Origin of the sequence: Oerskovia flava (genome assembly GCF_026163685.1) — a bacterium.
GTDB classification, from domain to species: domain Bacteria; phylum Actinomycetota; class Actinomycetes; order Actinomycetales; family Cellulomonadaceae; genus Oerskovia_A; species Oerskovia_A flava.
The window spans coordinates 108,439-128,884 of record NZ_JAOXSR010000010.1 but is presented as its reverse complement, the minus strand read 5'-3'; the positions used below and the strand labels follow the sequence as shown (position 1 = coordinate 128,884).

Annotated in this window: 18 protein-coding genes, 1 tRNA gene and 1 CRISPR repeat array (1 of these 20 cut by a window edge); of the genes, 1 reads left to right on the top strand and 18 read right to left on the bottom strand. The window is 74.2% G+C overall.

What is annotated here, in order from left to right:
• Positions 1 to 442: a CRISPR direct-repeat array (repeat unit 28 nt; unit sequence GTGCTCCCCGCGCGAGCGGGGATGATCC) (it extends 1,663 nt beyond the left edge of the window).
• A gap of 264 nt (positions 443 to 706) precedes the next feature.
• The 3 genes from OHL10_RS15680 to OHL10_RS15670 all read right to left on the bottom strand — a co-directional run bounded on the left by OHL10_RS15680 (position 707) and on the right by OHL10_RS15670 (position 1,804).
• Positions 707 to 782: transfer RNA gene (locus OHL10_RS15680), tRNA-His, on the bottom strand.
• A 70-nt stretch (positions 783 to 852) separates the two neighbouring features.
• Positions 853 to 1,515 carry an oligoribonuclease gene (gene orn / locus OHL10_RS15675; RefSeq protein WP_265523164.1) on the bottom strand — a complete coding sequence of 221 codons (663 nt, stop codon included), beginning with the start codon at positions 1,513 to 1,515 and terminating at the stop codon, positions 853 to 855.
• A gap of 139 nt (positions 1,516 to 1,654) precedes the next feature.
• On the bottom strand, positions 1,655 to 1,804 hold the full coding sequence (locus tag OHL10_RS15670) for a hypothetical protein (protein ID WP_265523163.1): 150 nt from the start codon (positions 1,802 to 1,804) through the stop codon (positions 1,655 to 1,657).
• 146 nt (positions 1,805 to 1,950) lie between these two features.
• On the opposite strand from OHL10_RS15670, the gene OHL10_RS15665 reads away from it, so the two are divergent.
• On the top strand, positions 1,951 to 2,691 hold the full coding sequence (locus OHL10_RS15665; RefSeq protein WP_265523162.1) for a phosphatase PAP2 family protein: 741 nt from the start codon (positions 1,951 to 1,953) through the stop codon (positions 2,689 to 2,691).
• Here the strand turns inward: OHL10_RS15665 and OHL10_RS15660 are convergent.
• The 15 genes from OHL10_RS15660 to OHL10_RS15590 form a co-directional block, all read right to left on the bottom strand.
• Positions 2,640 to 3,248 carry an energy-coupling factor transporter transmembrane component T family protein gene (locus OHL10_RS15660; protein ID WP_265523161.1) on the bottom strand — a complete coding sequence of 203 codons (609 nt, stop codon included), beginning with the start codon at positions 3,246 to 3,248 and terminating at the stop codon, positions 2,640 to 2,642. The genes OHL10_RS15665 and OHL10_RS15660 overlap by 52 nt on opposite strands.
• Positions 3,245 to 3,940, bottom strand: a complete 696-nt coding sequence (locus tag OHL10_RS15655; protein WP_265523160.1) for an energy-coupling factor ABC transporter ATP-binding protein — start codon at positions 3,938 to 3,940, stop codon at positions 3,245 to 3,247. The genes OHL10_RS15660 and OHL10_RS15655 overlap by 4 nt, the downstream gene beginning before the upstream one ends.
• A complete protein-coding gene (locus OHL10_RS15650) occupies positions 3,937 to 5,142 on the bottom strand; it encodes a thiolase family protein (protein ID WP_265523159.1) in 1,206 nt (401 codons plus the stop codon). The genes OHL10_RS15655 and OHL10_RS15650 overlap by 4 nt, the downstream gene beginning before the upstream one ends.
• Before the next feature lie 17 nt (positions 5,143 to 5,159).
• Positions 5,160 to 6,596 carry a class I adenylate-forming enzyme family protein gene (locus tag OHL10_RS15645; RefSeq protein WP_265523158.1) on the bottom strand — a complete coding sequence of 479 codons (1,437 nt, stop codon included), beginning with the start codon at positions 6,594 to 6,596 and terminating at the stop codon, positions 5,160 to 5,162.
• 7 nt (positions 6,597 to 6,603) lie between these two features.
• The gene (locus OHL10_RS15640; RefSeq protein ID WP_265523157.1) at positions 6,604 to 7,200 is read right to left on the bottom strand and encodes a biotin transporter BioY; all 597 of its coding nucleotides are present in this window, start codon (positions 7,198 to 7,200) and stop codon (positions 6,604 to 6,606) included.
• Between the two features lie 214 nt (positions 7,201 to 7,414).
• Entirely contained in the window at positions 7,415 to 8,281 is an 867-nt protein-coding gene (locus tag OHL10_RS15635; protein WP_265523156.1) for an FHA domain-containing protein, read from the bottom strand.
• Entirely contained in the window at positions 8,278 to 9,561 is a 1,284-nt protein-coding gene (locus OHL10_RS15630; protein ID WP_265523155.1) for a VWA domain-containing protein, read from the bottom strand. The genes OHL10_RS15635 and OHL10_RS15630 overlap by 4 nt, the downstream gene beginning before the upstream one ends.
• Before the next feature lie 23 nt (positions 9,562 to 9,584).
• Positions 9,585 to 10,754: a PP2C family protein-serine/threonine phosphatase gene (locus tag OHL10_RS15625; RefSeq protein WP_265523154.1), complete on the bottom strand. Its 1,170-nt coding sequence runs from the start codon at positions 10,752 to 10,754 to the stop codon at positions 9,585 to 9,587.
• Complete coding sequence (locus tag OHL10_RS15620) at positions 10,751 to 13,090, bottom strand: serine/threonine-protein kinase (RefSeq protein ID WP_265523153.1); 2,340 nt, start codon at positions 13,088 to 13,090, stop codon at positions 10,751 to 10,753. Before OHL10_RS15620 ends, OHL10_RS15625 begins: the two co-directional genes overlap by 4 nt.
• Positions 13,087 to 14,241, bottom strand: a complete 1,155-nt coding sequence (locus tag OHL10_RS15615; protein WP_265523221.1) for a hypothetical protein — start codon at positions 14,239 to 14,241, stop codon at positions 13,087 to 13,089. Before OHL10_RS15615 ends, OHL10_RS15620 begins: the two co-directional genes overlap by 4 nt.
• Entirely contained in the window at positions 14,241 to 15,236 is a 996-nt protein-coding gene (locus tag OHL10_RS15610) for a glutamate ABC transporter substrate-binding protein (RefSeq protein WP_265523152.1), read from the bottom strand. Before OHL10_RS15610 ends, OHL10_RS15615 begins: the two co-directional genes overlap by 1 nt.
• Positions 15,233 to 16,573 (bottom strand): hypothetical protein, encoded by a 1,341-nt coding sequence (locus OHL10_RS15605; protein WP_265523151.1) that lies wholly within the window; start codon positions 16,571 to 16,573, stop codon positions 15,233 to 15,235. The genes OHL10_RS15610 and OHL10_RS15605 overlap by 4 nt, the downstream gene beginning before the upstream one ends.
• A complete protein-coding gene (locus tag OHL10_RS15600; protein WP_265523150.1) occupies positions 16,570 to 18,180 on the bottom strand; it encodes an AAA family ATPase in 1,611 nt (536 codons plus the stop codon). Before OHL10_RS15600 ends, OHL10_RS15605 begins: the two co-directional genes overlap by 4 nt.
• Positions 18,177 to 18,797 (bottom strand): hypothetical protein, encoded by a 621-nt coding sequence (locus tag OHL10_RS15595; protein ID WP_265523149.1) that lies wholly within the window; start codon positions 18,795 to 18,797, stop codon positions 18,177 to 18,179. The genes OHL10_RS15600 and OHL10_RS15595 overlap by 4 nt, the downstream gene beginning before the upstream one ends.
• Before the next feature lie 13 nt (positions 18,798 to 18,810).
• Positions 18,811 to 20,028, bottom strand: a complete 1,218-nt coding sequence (locus OHL10_RS15590) for a toxic anion resistance protein (protein ID WP_265523148.1) — start codon at positions 20,026 to 20,028, stop codon at positions 18,811 to 18,813.
• Between the last annotated feature and the right edge of the window lie 418 nt (positions 20,029 to 20,446).

Here is a 20,446-nt window from a genome sequence, read left to right as displayed (position 1 = left end):
GAGCGGGGATGATCCGGCGTCCCCGTGGTGGCGAGACCTTCCGCGCAAGTGCTCCCCGCGCGAGCGGGGATGATCCCGATGCTCGAGCCCACGCCCTTGACGTTGTCCCGTGCTCCCCGCGCAAGCGGGGATGATCCGAAGGCGCGCGAGGCACGCGAGGCCGACCGAGCGTGCTCCCCGCGCGAGCAGGGATGATCCGTCGTCGTCCAGTACGAACCGGCGCCACGGACTGTGCTCCCCGCGCGAGCGGGGATGATCCGATCGGCATGGCCCTCGGAGGCGTCATCGTCATGTGCTCCCCGCGCGAGCGGGGATGATCCCGGGGGCCGGCGCCGATGGGCCTCGTCTACGAGGTGCTCCCCGCGCGAGCGGGGATGACCCGCCGAAGGTCGGCCCGCTGGCCGGCGACCTCCAGTGCTCCCCGCGTGAGCGGGGATGATCCCTCGAACACGAAGATCGACTCGCAGGTCGGCCCGTGTTCCCGCAAGCGGGGATGATCCAGTCGTCGCTGTCGTCCTAGTAGGAGGGTGCTCCCTGCAGGAACTCAGATGAACCGACCGCGTACCTGAGAATGCAAAGCGGTTGTCCTCTCGCTGGGGGAAGGACGGCCCAAGGGGGTGGATGAAACGCGAAGGCCCCGGGCCGACATCGTGTCGACCCGGGGCCTTCGTTCGTCCGAGCTGTTCCGTCGGAACGGCCTCGGCGCTGGGGTGAGTAACGGGACTTGAACCCGCGACCCCCTGGACCACAACCAGGTGCTCTACCAGCTGAGCTATACCCACCACGGCTACGGTGACCCCTCGAAGAGCGGTACACCGACCGTCGAAAAGTGTACCTGCTCCACGGGGTGCTCTACGACGTGGTCGTACTCGGGGCGGCCGTGGCCTGCGTCACGCCAGCCACGCTGGTGGCCTTGATGCGCTCGGCGACTGCTCTCGCGGACTTGGAGTCCGGGCCGGGCTGCGGCACGAGGAGGGCCTCTCGGTAGTAGCGCAGCTCGTCGATGGACTCGAGGATGTCGGCGAGGGCGCGGTGCCCGCCGTTCTTCGCGGGGGAGGCGAAGTAGACCCGGGGGTACCAGCGGCGGGCGAGCTCCTTGATGGAGGACACGTCGATGATCCGGTAGTGCAGGTGGCCGACGAGGCCGGGCATGTCGCGGTCGAGGAACGCCTTGTCGGTGCCGACGGAGTTCCCGGCGAGAGGGGCCTTGCCGGCCTCGGGGACCCAGGCGCGGATGTAGTCGAGGACCTTCTCCTCGGCCTCGGCCAGGGTGAGTCCGGCGGAGAGCTCGTCGAGCAGGCCCGACGACGTGTGCATGTCCCGGACGAAGTCGCCCATCTGCTCGAGCGCGGCCGCGGGTGGTGCGACGAGCACGTCCACCCCCTCTCCGAGGACGTTCAGCTCGGAGTCGGTGACGACGGCGGCGACCTCGACGAGGGCGTCGGCGCCCAGGTCGAGACCGGTCATCTCGCAGTCGATCCACACGATGCGGTCGTTGGTGTTCAGAGGGCTCACGCCCACCAGCCTATGGGGTGCGTCCGACCCCGGGTGCGCGCGGGGACGACGAAGGCCCCGGCGCGGACGGTGGGTCCGTGCTGCCGGGGCCTTCGAGGGGTGCCGTCGACTGCGGCTGCAGACGGTCGGCGTGCTGGCGTCATCCGTCGCGGCGCGTCAGGCGTGCCTGGCGCGTGCGGGCGGGGACGCGGGTGCTGGTGCGTCGGAGCTGGTTGCGCCGCAGGGTGAGCTCCTGCAGCCGCTCGCGACGGTCGAGGACGGCTATGTCGTAGGTGATGAGGGGGTGCATGGTGGTTCTCTCGTGACGTCGGACTCGTGGGTCTGGCCGGACCCTCCACCGCCCGGTACGGACCGGACGGACGTCACCGCGGTGTGTGTCCACACAACCACGGCGAGGATGCTCGGCGCACGGCATTTTCGACCTACCCTCGCGGGATGGAGCAGCAGAGCACACCCGCGGGCCCGGTGCGGGCCGCGCAGGTCGCAGGGAACGTCGTGCGCTGGGCGTGGCCCGGCGTCGTGCTCGTCGTGCTCGGGGCGGTGGCCTTCGGCGGCCTGTACGACGCGGTGCGCGAGCAGGACGACCTCTGGCTCGTCGACGACCCGATCCTCGAGTGGATGGTCGCGCACCGCAGCGCCGGGCTCACGACGTTCCTGACGGTCGTGACGACGATCTTCGGCCCGTTCGTGCTCCCCGTCCTCGTCGCGGTCGGTGCGCTCGTCTGGGCGCGGGTCGCCGGCACGTGGTGGGAGCCGGGCCTCCTCGTGGGCGCGATGGCGCTGTCCACGGTGCTCTCGGTCTCCATCAAGGCGCTCGTCGCGCGGCCACGACCACCGGACGACTCGATGGTCGTCCCCGGCATCGAGCACACGTTCTCGTTCCCCTCGGGGCACACCATCGGTGCGGCGACGCTCGTGCTCGTCGGCGGGTACCTCCTGTGGCACCGGCACCACAGCGGCCGCCTGCTCGTGGTGTGGGCGGTCGTCTCGCTCGCCGTGACCGTCGTCGTCGCCGGCAGCAGGCTCTACCTGGGGTACCACTTCCTCACCGACGTCCTGGCGGGGGTGGCGCTCGCGGTCGTGGTGCTCGGGGTGGTGGTCCTGGTCGTGCGGTGGCGCGAGGCTCAGTCGTCGAGCCCGCGGGCGCGCAGGGCGTCGCCGAGCGCGTCGGCCTGACGCAGCGCACCGACGACGAGCGGGACGGCGAACGCCCGCACGTCCCGCTCGCGGCCGCGGGCACGCCCGGCGTCGCGCACCCGCGTGGCCAACGCGGCGAGCACCGGGATGCTGCGGATCGCGAGGGACAGCACGAGCGCGACCCGGCCGACGTCGACCCCGAGCCGGCCGAGGGGCGCGAGCCCGCGCTCGATCGCGGCGAGGACGGCGCTCGTGCGCGTCGTGAGCATGACGAGGGCCGCGAGGGCGACGAGCATCACCAGCCGGGCGGAGAGCACCGCGGCCTGCGCGGGGCCCAGGGTCAGCCACTGGACCACGAAGATCACGGGCACGACCCACCGCAGCGGGCGCAGTTGCGACCATGCCGCGCGCGGCCCCACCCGGCCGGCGGCGTAGGCCGCGAGCACGGCGACGGCGGCCAGCAGCACCCCGGTGGGCGAGCGCACCAGCAGCAGGGCACCGGACGCGACGGCGAGGCCGACGAGCTTGGCACCGGCAGGCGCGCGGTGCAGGACGGACCCCACCTCCGCCCGGGTCGCGACGTCGGTCGTGCTCACGGTTCGCGCTCCATGAGCTTTCGGTAGTGCGCGACGGCGGGGCCGGGCTCGTCGTCGGCGACCACCCGGCCGTCGTCGACGACGAGGACCCGGTCATAGTCGGCCAGGAGGTCGAGGTCGTGGCTGACGAGCACCACCTGCTGGGGGAGCGCGAGCAGCTCGCGCGCGACGCGGCGGGTGTTGCGCAGGTCGAGCAGCGTCGTCGGCTCGTCGGCGACGACCAGCTGTGGCTCGGTGACGAGCACCGACGTGAGGGCGAGGAGCTGCTTCTGCCCCCCGGACAGCAGGTGCGCGGGGTGGTCGGCGTGCCCGGCCAGTCCGTGCCGGTCGAGCGCCTCGTGCACCCGTCGGTCGGCCTCGGTGGCGCCCAGACGGTGCCGGCGCAGCGAGTAGGCGACGTCTTCGGCGACGGTCGGCATGACGATCTGCGCGTCGGGGTCGGTGAAGACGAACCCGACGCGGCGCCGGACGGTCGCGCCGTGGCGGGCGGTGTCCTGACCGTCGACCCGCACCGACCCGCGGGTGGGCAGCACGAGCCCGTTGAGCAGCCGCGCGAGGGTGCTCTTGCCGGACCCGTTCGCCCCGACGACGCCGACGCGGTGCTCGCGCAGCACGAGGTCCACACCACGCAGCACGTCCCGCTCGCCCAGGCGCACGTGCACGTCCTCGAGCTCGACGACGCAGCCCGTCACCGGACCACCTCGAAGAGGCCGGCGACGCCCATCCCGCCGCCCACGGCCGCCGCCGCGAGGCCGAGCGTCCCCGCGGGCGCCCCGGCCCGCACGAGCCGGCTGAAGAGCCGCACGACGCTCACCGCACCGCTGGCCCCCCACGGGTGACCGAGGGCGAGCGCGCCGCCGTCGGTGCAGAGCCGGGCGTCGTCGTCGGGCACCCCCAGCGGGTCCAGGCCGAGCGCGTCCGTGACGGTGAGGACCTGGGCGGCGAAGGCCTCCACGAGCTCGATCGCGTCGAGCTGCCCGACGTCCTGTCCCGCCGCTGCGAGGACGGTGCGGACCGCCGGGACCGGGCCCCAGCCCGGCAGGCGCGGGTCGACGCCACGCGTGGCACCCGCCACGAGGCGCAGCCCCGGCAGCCCGAGCGCGGCACGGGTGCGTTCCGGGACGATCGCAAGCACCGCGGCGCCGTCGCTCACGGGGCTGGCCGTCGCCGCCGTGACGGTGCCGTCCGGCGAGAATGCGGCCGGCAGGCGCGCGACGACGGCCGGGTCCAGACGCCTCGCCCGCTCGTCGCGGCGCAGCGGCGATCCGTGCGCGGATCCCGTGCCCGACGGGTCCCTCGGCACCGGGACGGTCTCGGCGTCGAAGCGCCCGGCGGCGTGCGCGGCCAGCGCGCGGGTGTGGCTGCGCACGGCGTAGGCGTCCTGCCGCTCGCGCGGCACCCCGTAGGCGCGGGCCAGCGCGTCGGCAGCCGGGCCCATGTCGGGGTCGCCGATGGCGGCGGGCGCGAACGGGGCGCGGTCGTAGGGCACGTCGCCGTCCGGGGTGCGGTGCGCGCGCCGGGGCGCGGTCGACGCGCTCTCGACACCGCCCGCGAAGACCATCCCGGCCTCGCCGGTGCGCACCTGCTGCCCGGCCAGCAGCACCGCGGCCAGGCCGCTGCCGCACTGCCGGTCGACCGTGAGCCCCGGCACGCCCGTGCCGAGCCCCGCCGCGGTGAGCGCGGCCACGCGCGCGAGGTTCCCGCCGGGTCCGGTGCAGTTCCCCAGCACGACGTCGTCCACCTCCGCTGCGACACCGAGCGCCCTGGCGTCATCGAGCGCGGCGCCCAGCACGACGGCCGCGAGGTCGACCGCCCTGACGTCCCGGTGCCCGTGCCCGGCCGTGCCGATCCAGGTGCGCCGAGCCGCCACGACCACCGGGGCGTCGTCACGCACAGCGCCTGCCGCCGCACTCACGGCAGTCCGCCGTAGGTCGTGGTCGCCGCTCCGAGCGCCTCGCTCACCGCCGCGCGTGCCGGCTTGCCCGACGGCGTCCGCGGCAGCTCGCGCACGCCGTACCAGCGGCGTGGACGCTGGGCGGGTGCGAGCGACACGCGGGCCACCCGCTCGAGGTGCGCGCGCAGGCCGGGGCGCCCGTCGCCCTGCACGACGGCGGTGACGACCGAGCCGAACCGGCGGTGCGGCGTGCCCAGCACGACGACGTCCTCGACCCCCGGGACGGCGCGCAGCACCACCTCGACGTCCTCGGGCACGACGGTCGCGCCGCCCGTGAGGATCGCACCGTCCCCGCGACCGCGCAGCACCAGCGGCGCGGGTGCTGCGACGGGAGCGTCCGCGACCGGAGTGTCAACGAGCGGGCCGGGGAGCGGGTCGGCGAGGTCGCCGACGGTCGACCAGCCGCCCTCCTGCCGGAACGGGCCCGTCGCCCGGGCGAGGTAGCCGCGCGCGACCCACGGCGAGCGGACCCAGACCTCGCCCAGGCTGGAGGCCGGCAGCGTCCGGACGTCGACCTCGACGCCGGGGAAGGGGTGCAGGCCGTGGCCGTCGGGGTCGACCGCGACGAACGACAGCTCGACCGCCCCGTAGTACGCGACGACCCCGATCCCGAGGCGGGCCGCGCGCTCGCGCTCGCCGGCCGGCAGGGACGCGCCGCCGACGACCGCGGTGCGCAACCGGCTGGGCGCACCGGACTCGATGACGTCGAGCACGTCGGTGAGGAGCTGCGGCACGAGGTGCACGACGTGGGAGCGGGCGAGCGCGGTCGCGAGCGCAGCGGGCCCGTGCGCGAGCTGCACGGTCGCGCCGAGCGCGAGGGCGTGCACGGCTGCGAAGCAGTACAGGGACGAGGCGAGGGGGCCCGGGACGAGGACGGTGTCGTCCGGTCCCAGCCCGACGAGGCGCGTCAGGTGCTCGAACGACCCGGCCCACGACCCGCGCGTGCGCACGACCGCGCGCGGGCGGCCGGTGCTGCCGGAGGAGAACCCGGCCCACGCGAGGTCGTCGGCCCGGGCGGCGTCCGGCAGGTCGTCGCGGTGTGGCGAGGGCGCACCGGACGCGGCGCGGCGGGGGAGGGGCACGTCGACGAACGTGCCGGGCGCGACCGAGCGCAGCACCTCGGCGCGCTGGTGGCGCGACCACGTGTGGTCGCACACCAGCGGGGTCGCGCCGAGGTGGTCGACGGCGAGGACCGCCGTGAGCAGGTCGGCCGGGTCGGGCAGCGAGACCGCCACGAGCCCGCCGCGCGCGACGCCCGACCCGCGCAGGTAGTCCGCGCCGGTGACGACGTCGCCCGCGAGGTCCGCATACGTGCGGGCGCGCTCGCCGCTGCGCACGGCCGTGCGGGGCCCGTGGCGCTGGGCGTGGGCGAGGACCTGGTGGGCGACGGGCACGGTGACCTCAGCGGCGGGCGGCCGGTGCCGCCGGCGGGTACGCGCGCACGACGCCGACCGTCACGGTCGCGGCGAGCAGCGCCTTGAGCAGGTCCCCGGGCAGGAACACGAGCGACAGGCGCGCGACGGTCTCGACGGGGACCCCGGTGATGACGGCCTGCGCGGGGATGCCGAACGCGTAGACGACGAGCACGCCGCCCACGAGGCAGGCGACCACGACGCCGGGCAGCGTGGTGCGCCGAGCGCGCTCGACGAGCCACCCGACGACCGCTGCGCCGGCGACGAACCCCACGAGGTACCCCACCGAGGGGCCGACGAAGACCCCGAGCCCACCACGGCCGCCGGCCAGGAGCGGCAGACCTGCGGCGACGAGCACGAGGAACGTCCCTACGGCGAGTGCACCACGCCACGCACCCAGGAGGGCACCGGCGAGCATCACGCCGAGGGTCTGGAGCGTGATCGGGACGGCGTTGCCGAAGAACGCGATCGAACCGGGCATGCCGAGCACGGCGATCAGGGCGGCGAACGTCGCGATGCGCGCAGCGTCGGACGCGCCGACCGTCCACCGGGCGGGTGGTGCGTGCGTGGACGGCTCAGTGCTCACGGGGTGGGTCATCGTGCTCCGTTCGGTCGGTGAGGGCCGGTGCGCCCCCGCCGTCCACTGTGGCGAACCGGCATGCCCTGCTGCGCCCCCGGTCCCGACGAGCGGTCGGTGGGCACGTTGGTCGGTCCGCACAACCCGTTGGAGGATGTCCCACATCGAGGGTGCCCCACAGTCGCCCGGTATGGAGGAATCCTCCATACCGGGCGCAGATGGCTCAGACCTCGCCGGGCAGCGCGCGCCGGATGACGAGCCGGGTCCAGGCGCCGAGGTAGATGCGGTCGCCGTCCTCGACCTCGCGCCGCTGCCCCGGGGGCACGGGGTCGGTCGGCAGGGCCTCGCCCGCGGGGCTCAGGAACGTCCCGTTCGCGGACTGCAGGTCCTCGACCCACCAGCGCAGGCCGTCGGTGTTGAGCTGGCAGTGACGCCGGGAGACGCCGGTGTCCGCCCCGCAGTCGACCTGCGGGTGGATGCCGCGCGACGCGGACGGCCGGCCGACCAGGACGCTGCGCTCGCGCAGCACGACCAGGCCCGGCAGCCCTGCCGAGGGCATCGGGTCCTCCGGCTTCTGCGCGGCGTACCAGTCCGGGTCGATCCAGACCTCGACGACCCACTGGTCGTCGCTCGCCGACGGGTCCGGCAGCGGGTCCGCGGCGGACCCGGAGGTGGCCCCGGCCGGGCCCCCGGTGGACCCCGTCGCGGGGTCGTCCGGCGATGCGGGGCCGGCTGCCGACGACGGCTCGGCCGCCGACGGCTGCGCCGGGGCGGACAGGTCGAGCGAGCTGGGCGGCTCGAGGGCGCCGGGTGCGGGGACGGCCGGGGGCGCGGCCGCCACGGGCAGCGACCCGGTCGTGAAGTCGTAGCCGCAGTTCTCGCAGAACAGCGCGCCGGTGGTGGCGGGGAAGTCGCAGTTCGGGCACGGCACTTGCGCCGGGGCGCCCGTCGACGGTGCGGCAGGACCGGCGGGCGTCGCGGACGCACCGGCCGCCGAAGCGCCCGCCGCCGACGCGATGGGCTCCCCGCAGGTGTCGCAGTAGTCGGTGGACACCGAGGAGTGCCCGTTCGGACACACGACCGTGCTCATCGACGCACCCGCGTCGTCTTCGTCGAGGCGGTGTCGAGCGCCATCTCGTCGAGCGTTGAGGTGTTCCGCTTGAGGCGCACGGTGCCCTGCTCCTCGCTGTCGATGTCGACGACCTTGCGCAGGCGGGACGTCGCCTCGTCGTTGCCTGTCTGCTGGGCGAGCTGGACCGCGCGGCCGAGCTTGACGGTCGCCGTCGCCTCGTCGCCGGACGCCTTCGCGGCCAGCCCTTCCTGGATGACGGCCGCGAGCTCCGCCTGGCCCGTGTAGTGCGCGACCTCCGGGTTGATACGCGTGGTGAGCGTCTCGTCGTCGGACCACTTGGCCTTGACCAGGCCCGAGGAGACGACCTCGCCGCCCACGGCGAGCTGCACCCGCGCGGCGAGCTGCTCGGAGCCCACGGGCTTCGAGCCGACCCGCACCGCGACGTGGTAGTCGCGGGACTCGTCGCCCCACGAGCCGGTCGGGTACGCGCCCGAGAGAGCGTTGACCTCGACCCGCCGGTTCGTCAGGTCCTCGACGGTCGGCGCGACCTGGCGCACGAACAGCACCTGCGCACCCTGCGGCGCCCAGACGCGCAGGTCGGCCGATGCCACACCGCGCGCCATCGACGCCCGCATGAGGGCCTCGAAGTCCGCGGCGATCTCGCTCGGGTCGGCGATGAGTCCCACCGAGCCGAGCAGCGCCGTCGAGATCTCGCGCAGCTCGTCGACCTGCCAGCGCGAGCCGACCCCGCGGGCGTCGCACTGGAACTGACCCGTCACGTCCCGCACGGCCTTGGTGAGCATCCCACGGGCCTCCGACTCGTTCTTGCCGTCGGTGAGCAGGATCGCGTGGCGCTGCGTCGCCTGCGGCACGCTGTCGAAGAGCTGGGCGGCGAGGCGCAGCCACGTGCTCATCGCGGTGCCGCCGCCCGGCGTCATCATCGAGATCGCGCGCTTCGCCTCGTCACGGGCGCCCGGCTCCATCTGCACCATCGACACCCGGGCGTTGGGGTAGGGGAACGCCCGGTTGGCCACGTGGCTCCCGCCGATGATGGCGAACCACGTCCCGTCGAGGATCTGGTCGACGGCGACCTGCGCGGCGTGCTTCGCCGACTCGATGTTGCGACCCGACATCGAGCCTGACGTGTCGACCATGATGATCTCGGCGACGCCACCGCCCGCCCCTGCGCCACCGGCGGTGCCCGCGCCCGTGCACGTCACCGTGACGATGGCGTGCACGTCGGTCCCGCCCTCGGACAGGAACTCGTTCTGGAAGACCTCGGCGGTGAATTCGGCCATGGGTTGTCGGCTCCTTCGTCGGTTCAGCTGCGCGGGTCGGTCGGCGTGGTAGGCGCCTCGTCCGCGGTCTCGGGTGTCGGGGGCAGGTTCATGAGCAGGTTATCGAACCGTGCGAGCGTCACGGTGATGTTGTCGCGCCCGCCCTGGGCGTTTGCCCAGCGGACGAGCTCGGCCGCGAGCGGTGCGGGCTCGCCACCGGTCGCCTCCGCCGTGGTACGCACGAGCCCTCCCAGGTCGTCGGCGCCCGGACAGTAGTTCCACAACCCGTCCGAGCAGACGACCAACCAGCCGGGCCCGGAGGGCACCGTCGGTGCGGTCCGAGCCGTGAGGTCGTGCGCGTCCGGCCCGAGCCAGCGGGTGATGGCGTGGGCCTGCGGTGAGGCGTCTGCCTGCTCGCGGGACATTCCCTGGGCGACCATCTCCTCGGCCCACGAGTCGTCCACGCTCAGCTGGCGCCCCGGTCCGTCGTCGGGCAGCCAGTAGGCGCGCGAGTCGCCGATCCACCCGGCCACGACGAGCGGTCCGTCGACGACGGCCGCGACGAACGTGCACGACGGCGGGTCGTCGCGGTGGGCCTTGTCGCCGACGGTCTCGACGATGGCCTCGTTGGCGGCGAGCGCTGCGGCGGACAGCAGGGCGGACCACGTCCCCATGCGCTCGGACGTCGTGCCCGTGACGGGCGTGCTCCCGTCGGGTCGTCCCTCGGCGAGCACGTCGCGGGCAGCGCGGGCTGCGGCGAGGCTGGCCAGGTCGGAGTCCGGGGCGGAGGACACGCCGTCGCACACCACGAGCGCCGCGAACCTGCCGGGCTCGGGGTCCGCGGCCAGCGCCATGGCGTCCTCGTTGCGCCGGTGGCGGCGGCCGATGTCGCACGCGCCCGCGACCCAGGGCGCGGGCTGCTCGGTCCAGTGGTCCCGCTCGTTGCCCGCAGGCTCGCCGCACAGCTCGCAGTAGCCGTCGTCGGCGATCGTCCCGCCGCACGCGCGGCAGACCGGGGCCGTGGGAGCGGCGGGCGTCGTGGGCGCCGTCACCTCCTCGGTGGGTCGTTCGCGCTCGGCGTCCGGGGCTGCCTCGGGCAGGGCGGCGCCCTGCGCCGCGAGGTCGGCGCCGCAGTTCTCGCAGAACCGCGCGCCGTCCCCGGGTTCCTCCCCGCAGGACGTGCACGGGGGCAGGGTCGTGGTGCGGGCGTTCATCGCAGCGTCCACCGCCGCACGGCGTTGGCGCGGTCGACGAGGTCGATCCGCTCGCCGTGGTCGTCGCTGACGGCCGCGAGGTCCCGGTACGCCTGCTCGAGGGCGTCGCGCAGCGCGGGCTCCTCGGCGGTCACCCCCGCGATCTTGGTCTGCGGAGCCGCGCCGGTCTCCGTGACGAGCTGCAGCGCGGAGTCGAGGACACCGACCGTGAGCTCCGCCCGTTCGCGCGGGGCGATCGCGACCGACTCCACGCTGGCGAGCGCATCGGCGAGGGCGGGCAGCCCACGCCCGGACCCGGCGAGCAGCCGGGCCCGCAGCATCCTCGCCTCGAGGTAGGAGCTGCGGGTGGAGGTCACCAGGTCGAGCGCGTGCAGTGCGCCGTCGACGTCGCCGCGCGCTTCCCGGATACGGGCGAGGCCGAACGCCGCGGGTGCGGTGTAGTTCGCGTCCGAGCGTGCGCAGATCACGTAGAGCGACTCCGCGATCTCCGGTTCCTTGCTCAGCTCGCAGGCGGAGGCGAGGGCGAGCTTGGGCGCGAGCTCACCGGGGACCTGGCCGTAGACCGCGTTGAAGGACGCCCGGGCCGCCGTCGCGTCACCGCGCGCCAGCTCGCCGAGGCCGCCGAGCCAGGCCGCACGCCACTCCCACGGGTCGTCGGCGAGGATCGTGGTGATCGTCTCCTGCAGGACGTCGAGGCGCTCGGCCTCGATGGCCGCGCGCGCACGGGCGAGCCGGACCTCGACCGTGTCCTCTGGGGGGAACGACAGCGCCGCGAGCCGCGCCGCGGGGTCGGCCACGTTGACGCCCGCGAGCCAGCTCGCCATCGGGTCGTGCTCGTCGATCTTCAGCGCCGGGAGCTGGTCCCACGCGAGCGGACGCTCGGCCTCGTCGGACGCGGGCGCCTCGAACAGCACCGACGCGGCCGAGTGCAGCGCCGCGCTGCCCTGCCCACGGTCGGTGGCCACGACCTCGCGCAGCACCCCGACGAGCTGGGCGCGCATCTCGTCGACCGTGCCGAACCGGTCGGACGGGTCGAGCGCGCACGCCTTCGCCAGGAGCCGGTAGAACGAGTCGTACTGCTGGAACACGGGGGTGTCGGCCACGGGCGGCAGCGACGCCGCGTACGTGGACGTGTTCCCCCGGAAGTCGAGCACGAGCGTCGCGAGCGAGCGGCCGATCGTGTAGATGTCGGACGCGACCGACGGGCCGACCTCGGGCACCTCCGGCGCCTGGAAGCCGACCGTGCCGAAGATCGCCGACGTCATGTCGTCCGCGCGGCGCACACCGCCGAGGTCGATGAGCTTGACGCCGTCGCCCTGCTGGATGATGTTGTCCGGCTTGAAGTCGCAGAACAGCAGGTGCTTGTCGTGCAGGTAGGAGAACGCCGGCAGGATCTCCAGGATGAAGGCGAGCGCCTGGTCGACCGGCAACGGGTCGTTCGTCCCACCGTTCGCGTCGCGCCGGTCCCGCAGGATGTCCTTGAGCGACTTGCCGCCGACGAACTCCATGACCGTGTACCCGGCGCCGTTGTGCATCGCGAAGTTGTAGATCTCGACGATCAGCGGGTGCTCGACCTCGGCGAGGAACTGGCGCTCGGAGATCGCCGCCGCGAACGCGTCGGGGTCGCCGGAGTTCAGCAGACCCTTGAGGACGACCCACCGGCCCGAGACGTTCTGGTCGCGCGCGAGGTAGATCCAGCCGAGGCCACCGTGGGCGAGGCAGCCCACCACCTCGTACTGGTTCCCGACGACATCACCCGGTGAGAGCTGGGGCGTGAAGTCGAAGCGGGTCCCGCACTGCGGGCAGAACCCGTCGGTGCGTCCGCTCACGCCGTCGCGGGAACGGCCGACGCGCGCGCCGCACGACGGGCAGTAGCGCTTCGACTCGGGGACCTCCGGGACCGCCATGACGGCCTGCAGGGGATCGGTGACAGGGCTCGAGGGGACCGTGGTCAGGCCCGCGCCGAGCCGGTGGCCGCGCAGGCGAGCGGAGCTGGTGCCCAGACGACGGGTCGCCTTGGAGCCGGTCGCGGCCGTCCGTGCCGAGCCGAGAGCCGCCGTCGCGAGCCGGGCAGAGCTGGTCCGGCCGGTGCGGGTCGAGGAGGGGTCGCCGTCGGGCGCGGAGGCCGTGAGGTCGGGCCCGGCCTCGGCGAACCCGGTGCCGAGCATCGCGGAGGGCGACGCCGGGGCGCCCGCCGACGACGAACCCGCGGCCGGAGCGTTCGAGACGGGGACCGGTGCGGCACCGGCGGGCGAGCCGCAGACGTTGCAGTAGCCGTCCTCGATGGTGCCGGTGCAGCCGGGCTGCGAGCACGCGAGGGTCGAGGGTGTCGTCACTGGGGCGCTCCTTCGTGGCCGGCGACCGGCCGGGGCGGGGTGGGCGAGAGGGCGGGCGCGGGCATCGGCCGCGCGAGGTAGCGGAACTGGTCGACGAGGAAGCGGGCCATAGCGAGGTCGCAGGGTGTGCGCTCCACGGCCTCGTGGGCCTCGTCGTACCCCGAGCGCACGGTCAAGGACGCGTCCCGGCCGGCCTCGGCGGCGCGGGTGCGCAGACCGGCGAGCGCGTAGCGCAGCTCGGCACGTTCGCGCAGCGGGGCGGCGTACGCCCCCTCGACGGCGGCGAGCGCACGACCCACGGTCTCCAGGCGCTGCACGTAGTCGTCGAGCGCGGCGCGGTCCGCCGGGACCGGGCCGAGGCGGGAGACGTCGGGCACGGCGTGCTTGGGCGGGACCGCGATCTCGGCGCGGCACCGCGCGGCGAGGTCGTGCAGCGCGGGCTCGCGCGCCTCGAGGGCGGCGCGCTGCTCCTCGGCGCGCTGGCGGTCGGCCGCGAGCTGGCGACGCTGCGACGCCGCGACGATGAGGTCCCGCTCGGCGTGCGCGGTCGCGGTCTCGAGCTCTGCGAGAGGGCCCGAGACGTCTCCGCCGCGGGCGGCGCGCTCCGTGATGCGATCGAGGCGGCGGCGCAGCGACTCGATCGTCGCGCGCGCCCCCGGGTCCGACCCGGCGAGGTCCTCGCAGCGCACGAGCTCCGCCCGCAGGCCGCGCAGGCGGGCGACCTGGTCGGCCGTGCTCGGGTCGAACGACAGGCGGGTGCGCAGCTGCACGACGAGCGCGTCGCACAGGTTCACCGCCTCGACGAGGGACACGAGCGCCGCGCCGTTGCCCGAGTCGAGACGACCCCACACGAGCTGAGACATCCGTTCCCGGGCGACGGCGTCGGCCCGGCCCGAGTCCCAGACGACCTGCAGCTCGTCCGCGCGGCCGCGGATCGCCTGCCACAGGGTCAGCGCCAGCAGGAGGTCGGAGGTGTAGCTGTGGGGCGTCTCGGCCGCCTGCGCCGCCTCGTCGAGCCGGTCGAGCTCGGTGCGGCGCTGACCCAGCCACGTCTCGAGCCCGCCGAGGTACGTCAGCAGCTCCCGGGCGTCGATCGCCACGCCGAGGCGACCGGGCGCCTCGGGTGCGGCGACGCGCGCGGGGGAGCCCATCACGACGGGCGGCCGTACACGGCGTTCGGCGGCTCGGGGGCGGGGCCCAGCACTCCGAGCCACCGCTCGTAGAGGTCGGTCCAGGTGCCGTCGTCGCGCATCTCCTCGAGCACGCCGTTGACGAAGCGCACCAGGTCGACGTTGTCGGCCCCGATGCCCAGCCCGTACGGCTCGTCGCTGATGGCCTCGCCCACGACCTTCGCGTACGGGTCCTGCGCGGCGAACCCGGCGAGGATCGTGTCGTCACCCGTGATCGCCTCGACCTGGGCCTGCTGGAACAGCACGAGGCAGGCGGTGTGCGTCTGCGCGGGCACGGCCTCGATGCCGGGGAACTCGCCGAGGCGCTCGAGGGTCGTGGTGCCCTCGGGCGCGCAGACCCGCTGGCCCTCGAGGTCCTCGATGCGCTCGACCGTCGAGTCGCGCGTCACGAGCACCTTCTGACCCGCGTGGTAGTACTCGGACGAGAACGCGATGGTCTCCCAGCGCTCGCACGTCATGGTGAAGGCGCGGGCCACGACGTCGACCTCGCCGCTCTCCAGGACGTCGAGGCGCTGGCCGGACGTGATCACCCGGAACTGCAGGCGGTCGGGGTCGCCGAAGATCGCCCGCGCGACCTCGTGCAGCACGGCGATGTCGAAGCCCTCGATCTCGCCGCTGAGCGGGTTGCGCGAGCCCATGAGCAGCGTGTCGGCCGAGACCCCCACGACGAGCGAACCGCGCTCGCGGATCTCGGCCATGGTGCTGCCGGACGGCAGGTCGTCCGGGCCGGGCAGGGAACCCTCGGGCTCGTAGGACGCGACCGGGTCCTCGCACGTCGCCGGCTGGGACGACGCCGCGGGCGGGGCCGGCTCCTCCTCGGTCGTGGTCTCCTCGGCGACGTCGCGGCGCAGGTCCGACGCGCCGTCGGGCCCCGAGCACGCGCCCAGGACGAGCGCCGCGGCGAGCGCCGTCGCCACGAGCGGCAGGCGTGCTCCTCGGGTGGTTCGCGCGATCACCGGTACTCCTCCAGTCGGGCGGACATTCCTCGCCACGCCAGCAGCGCCGCGGCGCCGCCGGCGAGCAGCAGCAGCCACGCGGACACCGCGGACAGGCCCTGGGCGGACGACAGCCGGTCCTGCGTCTGCGTCGTGCTCTGCGCGATGTCGTCGCGCACCTGGGCGGAGAACGCGTCGAACGCGGCGTTCGGGCTGTCCGCGTCGTCGCCGATCGCGAGCGCGACCGCGCCGTCCCAGTCGCCGCCGTCGTCGAGCTCGCGGATGAGCTCGTGCTGCGCGACCCACTCGTCGAGCGCACGCGAGGACTCGTCCCCGATCACGCCTTCGGCGGCCGCGGTGTCGAGCCGTTCGCCGGCCTCGGTCACCGACGCGACGAACTCCTCCTCGTACGCCTGGCCGGAGCCGCGCTTGATGAGGGTGAAGCTCTCCATGGACTTCGCGTCGTTCGCCAGCGAGTACGCCTGCGAGGACGCGAGGGTCGCGGCGTACGGGCCCGCGCGCACGGCGTTCGCCGTCGAGCTCGCCTGGCCCAGGACCACGGCCCCGCCGATCCCGATCACGAGCACGACGGCGGACGCGGCCACGAGGCCCACGTTCAGCACGCGGTGGGTGCGGCGGGCGAGCCAGACCTGCACGAGGACGAGCACGGCGAGCGCGAGCAGGCCCGCGGCGAGGATCCACAGCGCGTTGCGCACGCCCGCGAAGTCGGTCGCGACCCGGTCGGCGTTCGCCACGACGAGACCGTCGAGGGCGGGCAGCGTCTCGTCGCGCAGTGTCGTCGACGCCTGGTCGAGGTACGCCGAGCCCACCGGGAAACCCTGCCGGTTGTTCGCGCGCGCCTGCTCGACGAGTCGGACGTAGTCGCTCAGCCCGGCCTGCGCGGTGGCGAGCTCGGGGGAGTCGGCGGCGTTGCGCCCGGCGAGCTCGGTGAGCAGCGTCGTCGCGGCGAGGACCGCCTCGTCGAACCGCTCGCGCTGCGCGGTCGGCTCGAGACCGCCCACGAGGAACGCGTTGGTCGCGATGGCGTCGGCCACGACGAGCGTGTTGCGCGCCTCCTGGATGTCGACGAGCTGGCTCGTGTCGTGCTCGGCCGCGGTCAGCGCCCGTGCCTGGACGCTGGCCGCCTGGAAGCCGAGCAGGCCGAAGGCGATCGCAGCGAGCACGCTCACGGCGAGCGCGATCCGCATCCGGCCCGGCGTGCGCGCCATCGACGCGCGCAGACGTGCACGACGGCTCGTGCGCGCGGGCGTCGCGGCGGCCGGCACGATGCGCCGTGCACCGGCGGGGCCGGGGTCGGGCGCGCTCGCGGGGACGGGTGGCGCGGCGGTCTGCGTCATGCGTGCTCCTCGGTGGGGGCGGTGTCGGTGGTGAAGAGCTCGACGGGCTGCGCGTCGTCGGTCGGGGCTTCCGGGGCCAGCAGGTCCTCGGGGAGCAGCAGGCGCAGCTCGGCGAGCGTCGGCTCGGCCGTGTCCTTGAGGCGCCACGCGTGCCGGGCGATCGCGCCGTCCAGGACGTTACGGGCGTAGCGGCCGTTGCCGAAGCCCTCGGTGCGTGGCTGGAGGGACGCGATCTCCTCGAACCGTCGCAGGCACTCCTCGGTCGGTTCGAAGTCGGCGTTCGTCGCGAGCCGCTCGAAGATGTCGCGTAGTTCGACGTCCGTGTAGTCCTCGAACGTGATGGTCGTGGAGAAGCGGGACTCCAGCCCGGGGTTCGTCGCGAGGAACTCGCCCATGGGTCCGGGGTAGCCGGCGACGATGACGACGAGGTCCTCGCGGTGGTCCTCCATGTCCTTGACCAGCGTGTTGATGGCCTCGGCCCCGTACTGGTCCTCCGCGAGGCCGTACGCCTCGTCGATGAACAGCACGCCGCCGAGCGCGGTGGCGACCACTTCGGACGTCTTGACGGCCGTCTGCCCGAGGTAGCCCGCGACGAGCTCAGAGCGGTCGACCTCCACCAGGTGGCCCTTCGCGAGCAGCCCGAGCGCCCGGTAGATGCCCGCCACGAGGCGCGCGACCGTCGTCTTGCCCGTGCCGGGGTTCCCGAGGAACACCAGGTGGCGGGTCATCGTGGGGCGCGTGAGGCCCGCTGCGGTCCGAAGCCCTTCGATGCGCAGCATCTCGGTCTGCTGACGGATCTCGTGCTTGACGCGGTCCAGCCCGATGAGGGCGTCCAGCTCGCCGAGCATCTCCTCGAGCGTGCGGGGGTCCGGCTCGGCGGCAGCCTCGGTGTCGGTCTCCGCCTCGACCTCCGCCGACGTGCCGGCGGCTCCCTGCGTGCTGCCTGCGGCGTCGCCGGTGGGGGTGGGCGCCGGGCGCAGCGCGTCGAGGATCGCCTCGACGGACGGGAGGTCGCCGACCTCGCCCGCGCGCCCGGTCCCGGACGGGAAGGTCCCGGACGGTGCGGTGCCGAACGACGAGCCGCCGAGCGAGAGGTCCAGGCTCGACAGGTCCACGTGAGCGGGAGCGCCGGTGGGACGCGTGCCGGTGGGGGCCACGCTCGGGGCGGGGCGGCGTGGTGCGGCGGCGTCGCGCTGGACGGCCGCCGTCGCGGACGCGCTCGCGAGGACGGACATGCTCGGCGAGCCGAGGTCGCACGCCGCGGAGACGACGTCGGCCAGCGCGGCCGCGTAGTCGACGGCGGCCGGGGAGCCGGACGAGACGAGGCCCGTCAGGAGGTCCGTGGGTGCCGAGCGCCAGCGGCGGGCGCTCGCGGCGGCGGTGAAGAACGCGCCGAACGCGGCGCTCTCGTGCCCGACGGCGGCGAGCCACTCGTGCGCGGCCCCCGTCGCGGACTCGGCGACCGCGGCCGCGAGCCGCGACCCCTCGTCGCGCACGGCGTCCTCGGCGAGCCCGGCCGTCGCGCCGGCCACGACCAGGGCGTCGAGCGCTGCCGTGAGCCCTGCTGCACCGGTCCCGCCCGGGTGGGCCCCCTGCCCGCCGCTCATGGCCGCTCCGTCCGGCCGTGCTCCGCCCCGGGGGCGGCTCCCGGTGGGGTGAGCGGGGACGTGCCCCCGCCGAGGTCGGTGGGCTGCGCCGTCCCCAGGCCCGCGCCGGGCGCGAGCGCGATCGACGACGTCGCGAACTTGTCCGCGAGGAACTGCCCGTGCGCGACGAGCGCGGCGGCGTCGGCGCGCGAGACGGCGTCGGAGATCTTGTCGAGCGTGACCCCGAGGAGGTCGAGCTGGTCGCACAGGATCATCAGCGACGTCTTGCCCTGCGCCACGACGCGTCGGTCCGCGAAGTCGCGCGGCAGGCGCAGGTACCCGCCGACGGCCTCGGGCAGGTAGCTCGTCGCCGTCGCGACGACCGTGTGCGCCTGCGCGCTGCCGACGCCGAGCCGGTCGAGCCGCGGCACCATGTCGTGGACCGTGCGGGTGATGCGCTGCACACGGGCCGTCACGGCGGGCGGCACACGGCCCGCGATCTGCTCCTGCACCCGGTCGACGGAGACGAGGATGTCGTCGCTCGTCGGCACCGGGGGCAGGGCGAGCCCGCCCTGCTCAGCCTCTGCCTGGTCCGCCCGGCCCGTGAGCCGGGCGATCAAGTCCTGGAACCACCCCATCTGGCGCTGCGCCTCAGCTCTTGCCGAGGTCCAGCGCGCCGCTGGAGACGTCCGTCTGGTCGCTCTGCGCGACGCGGTCGAGGTAGGTGCGGGCCTTCGTCGTCTCGGTCTCGAGCACGCCGATGGTCTGCGCCATGGAGTCCAGCGCCTGGGTCTTGAAGTCCGCGATGGAGTCCATCGTCGCGTAGATGTTCTGGAAGGCCTGCTGGAGCTGCGGCAGGCCGACCGTGGCGCTGGCCGCCTGCGACTGGATCGTGGCGGACTGGTCGGCCAGCATCTTCGAGGTCGAGGCGATCATGTTCGACGTCGTGGTGTTCAGCGCCGTGATCTGGTCGAGCACGAGCTTCTGGTTGGCGAGCGCCTGCGCGACGATCACCGCGGTGCGCAGGGCGGAGACCGTCGTCGTGGTGGCCCGGTCGACGCCCTTGATGAGCTCGATGTTGTTCTTGATGATGATGTCGATCGCGAGGTAGCCCTGGATCGAGACCGCGAGCTGCGTCAGCAGGTCCTGGTGCTTCTGGCGGACGTAGAACAGGACGTCCTCGCGCAGCGCCTTGGCCTTCTCGGGGTCGGTCGTGTCCAGCTCGGCGATCTTCGCGGCCAGCTGGGTGTCCAGGCCCTCGGCGACGTAGATGTACTGGTTGAGCCGGGCCATGGTGTCCCAGAGGTTCTGCTTCTCGAGGTTCAGCGCGGCGTTGTCCTTGCGCAGCTCGTCCTGCCCGTCGTACAGGGCCTTGATGATCGCGTTGAGCTGCGACTGGGCGCTCTCGTAGCGGCGGAAGTAGTCCTGGATCTTGCCGCCGAACGGGATGATGCCGAGGATCTTGCGGCCGGTCGACGCCTCGCTGGGGTCGAGGTCCTCGACCGTGCGGCGCAGCTCCAGCAGCGTCGCCCCGACGGTCGAGCCCTCCGACAGCCCGCCTTCCTTGAGCTGGCGCACCGGCGTCGCGAGGAGCCGGTTGGAGGAGTCGGCGGCCGTGCGGATGTCGGCGTCGCCCATGGTGCGCACGTCGTTGGCCTTGGCCGCGAACTCCGGCGAGCGCGCGTCCGCGGTCAGCAGGGAGTCGAGGTAGGAGGAGACCTTGGCGTCCAGACCCGGGATGGCAGCCTCGTCGACCCGGGGTGCCATCGCGGGCGCCTGCGTGGTGGCGACCGGCTTCACCGGCTCGGGAGCCGTGAGCGTCAGCGTGTCGGTCGCTGCGGGGGGCTGGAGCGGTGCTGCGTCGGTCATCGTCATCCTTCGCTGGTCGTGGCGGCCCGGGCGAGCAGCCAGGAGTGGCTCGCGCGCGGCCGTCGCGACATCGTATCTCCACAGGACGGTCGGCAGCACACCAATCGATGGTCAAGCCTGGTGCCCGGGACGATCGTGACGGAACGTGCGGAACGCTGTGCACAGCGTAGTCCGCCCGACGCCGCGACGCGGCACCCGTACCGCCGGCCGGACCCCCCTGGAGATGGCGCCGCGGTGACGGGCCGGTGTCCGAACCTCGACGCCGCGATGAACTCTTCGGCGCCGGGCGCTCGCGAGGTCACGAGAACTTCGTGCAGGGATCCGCCCCCTGTTGACTGGCGGTACGGCACGGTTCGTCCGCGCTCGCCACCGTGGTCCTGCGCCCCACGGCGCGACGAGGCGGGCACCGGTACCGGTG

What these genes read in the sequence shown, in the direction of transcription:
- OHL10_RS15590 (WP_265523148.1), bottom strand. Translation starts at nt 20,028, where the DNA reads ATGACCGACGCAGCACCGCTCCAGCCCCCCGCAGCGACCGACACGCTG.
- OHL10_RS15625 (WP_265523154.1), bottom strand. Translation starts at nt 10,754, where the DNA reads ATGAACGCCCGCACCACGACCCTGCCCCCGTGCACGTCCTGCGGGGAG.
- OHL10_RS15595 (WP_265523149.1), bottom strand. Translation starts at nt 18,797, where the DNA reads ATGGGGTGGTTCCAGGACTTGATCGCCCGGCTCACGGGCCGGGCGGAC.
- OHL10_RS15600 (WP_265523150.1), bottom strand. Translation starts at nt 18,180, where the DNA reads ATGAGCGGCGGGCAGGGGGCCCACCCGGGCGGGACCGGTGCAGCAGGG.
- OHL10_RS15630 (WP_265523155.1), bottom strand. Translation starts at nt 9,561, where the DNA reads ATGGCCGAATTCACCGCCGAGGTCTTCCAGAACGAGTTCCTGTCCGAG.
- OHL10_RS15605 (WP_265523151.1), bottom strand. Translation starts at nt 16,573, where the DNA reads ATGACGCAGACCGCCGCGCCACCCGTCCCCGCGAGCGCGCCCGACCCC.
- OHL10_RS15670 (WP_265523163.1), bottom strand. Translation starts at nt 1,804, where the DNA reads ATGCACCCCCTCATCACCTACGACATAGCCGTCCTCGACCGTCGCGAG.
- OHL10_RS15615 (WP_265523221.1), bottom strand. Translation starts at nt 14,241, where the DNA reads ATGGGCTCCCCCGCGCGCGTCGCCGCACCCGAGGCGCCCGGTCGCCTC.
- OHL10_RS15635 (WP_265523156.1), bottom strand. Translation starts at nt 8,281, where the DNA reads ATGAGCACGGTCGTGTGTCCGAACGGGCACTCCTCGGTGTCCACCGAC.
- OHL10_RS15665 (WP_265523162.1), top strand. Translation starts at nt 1,951, where the DNA reads ATGGAGCAGCAGAGCACACCCGCGGGCCCGGTGCGGGCCGCGCAGGTC.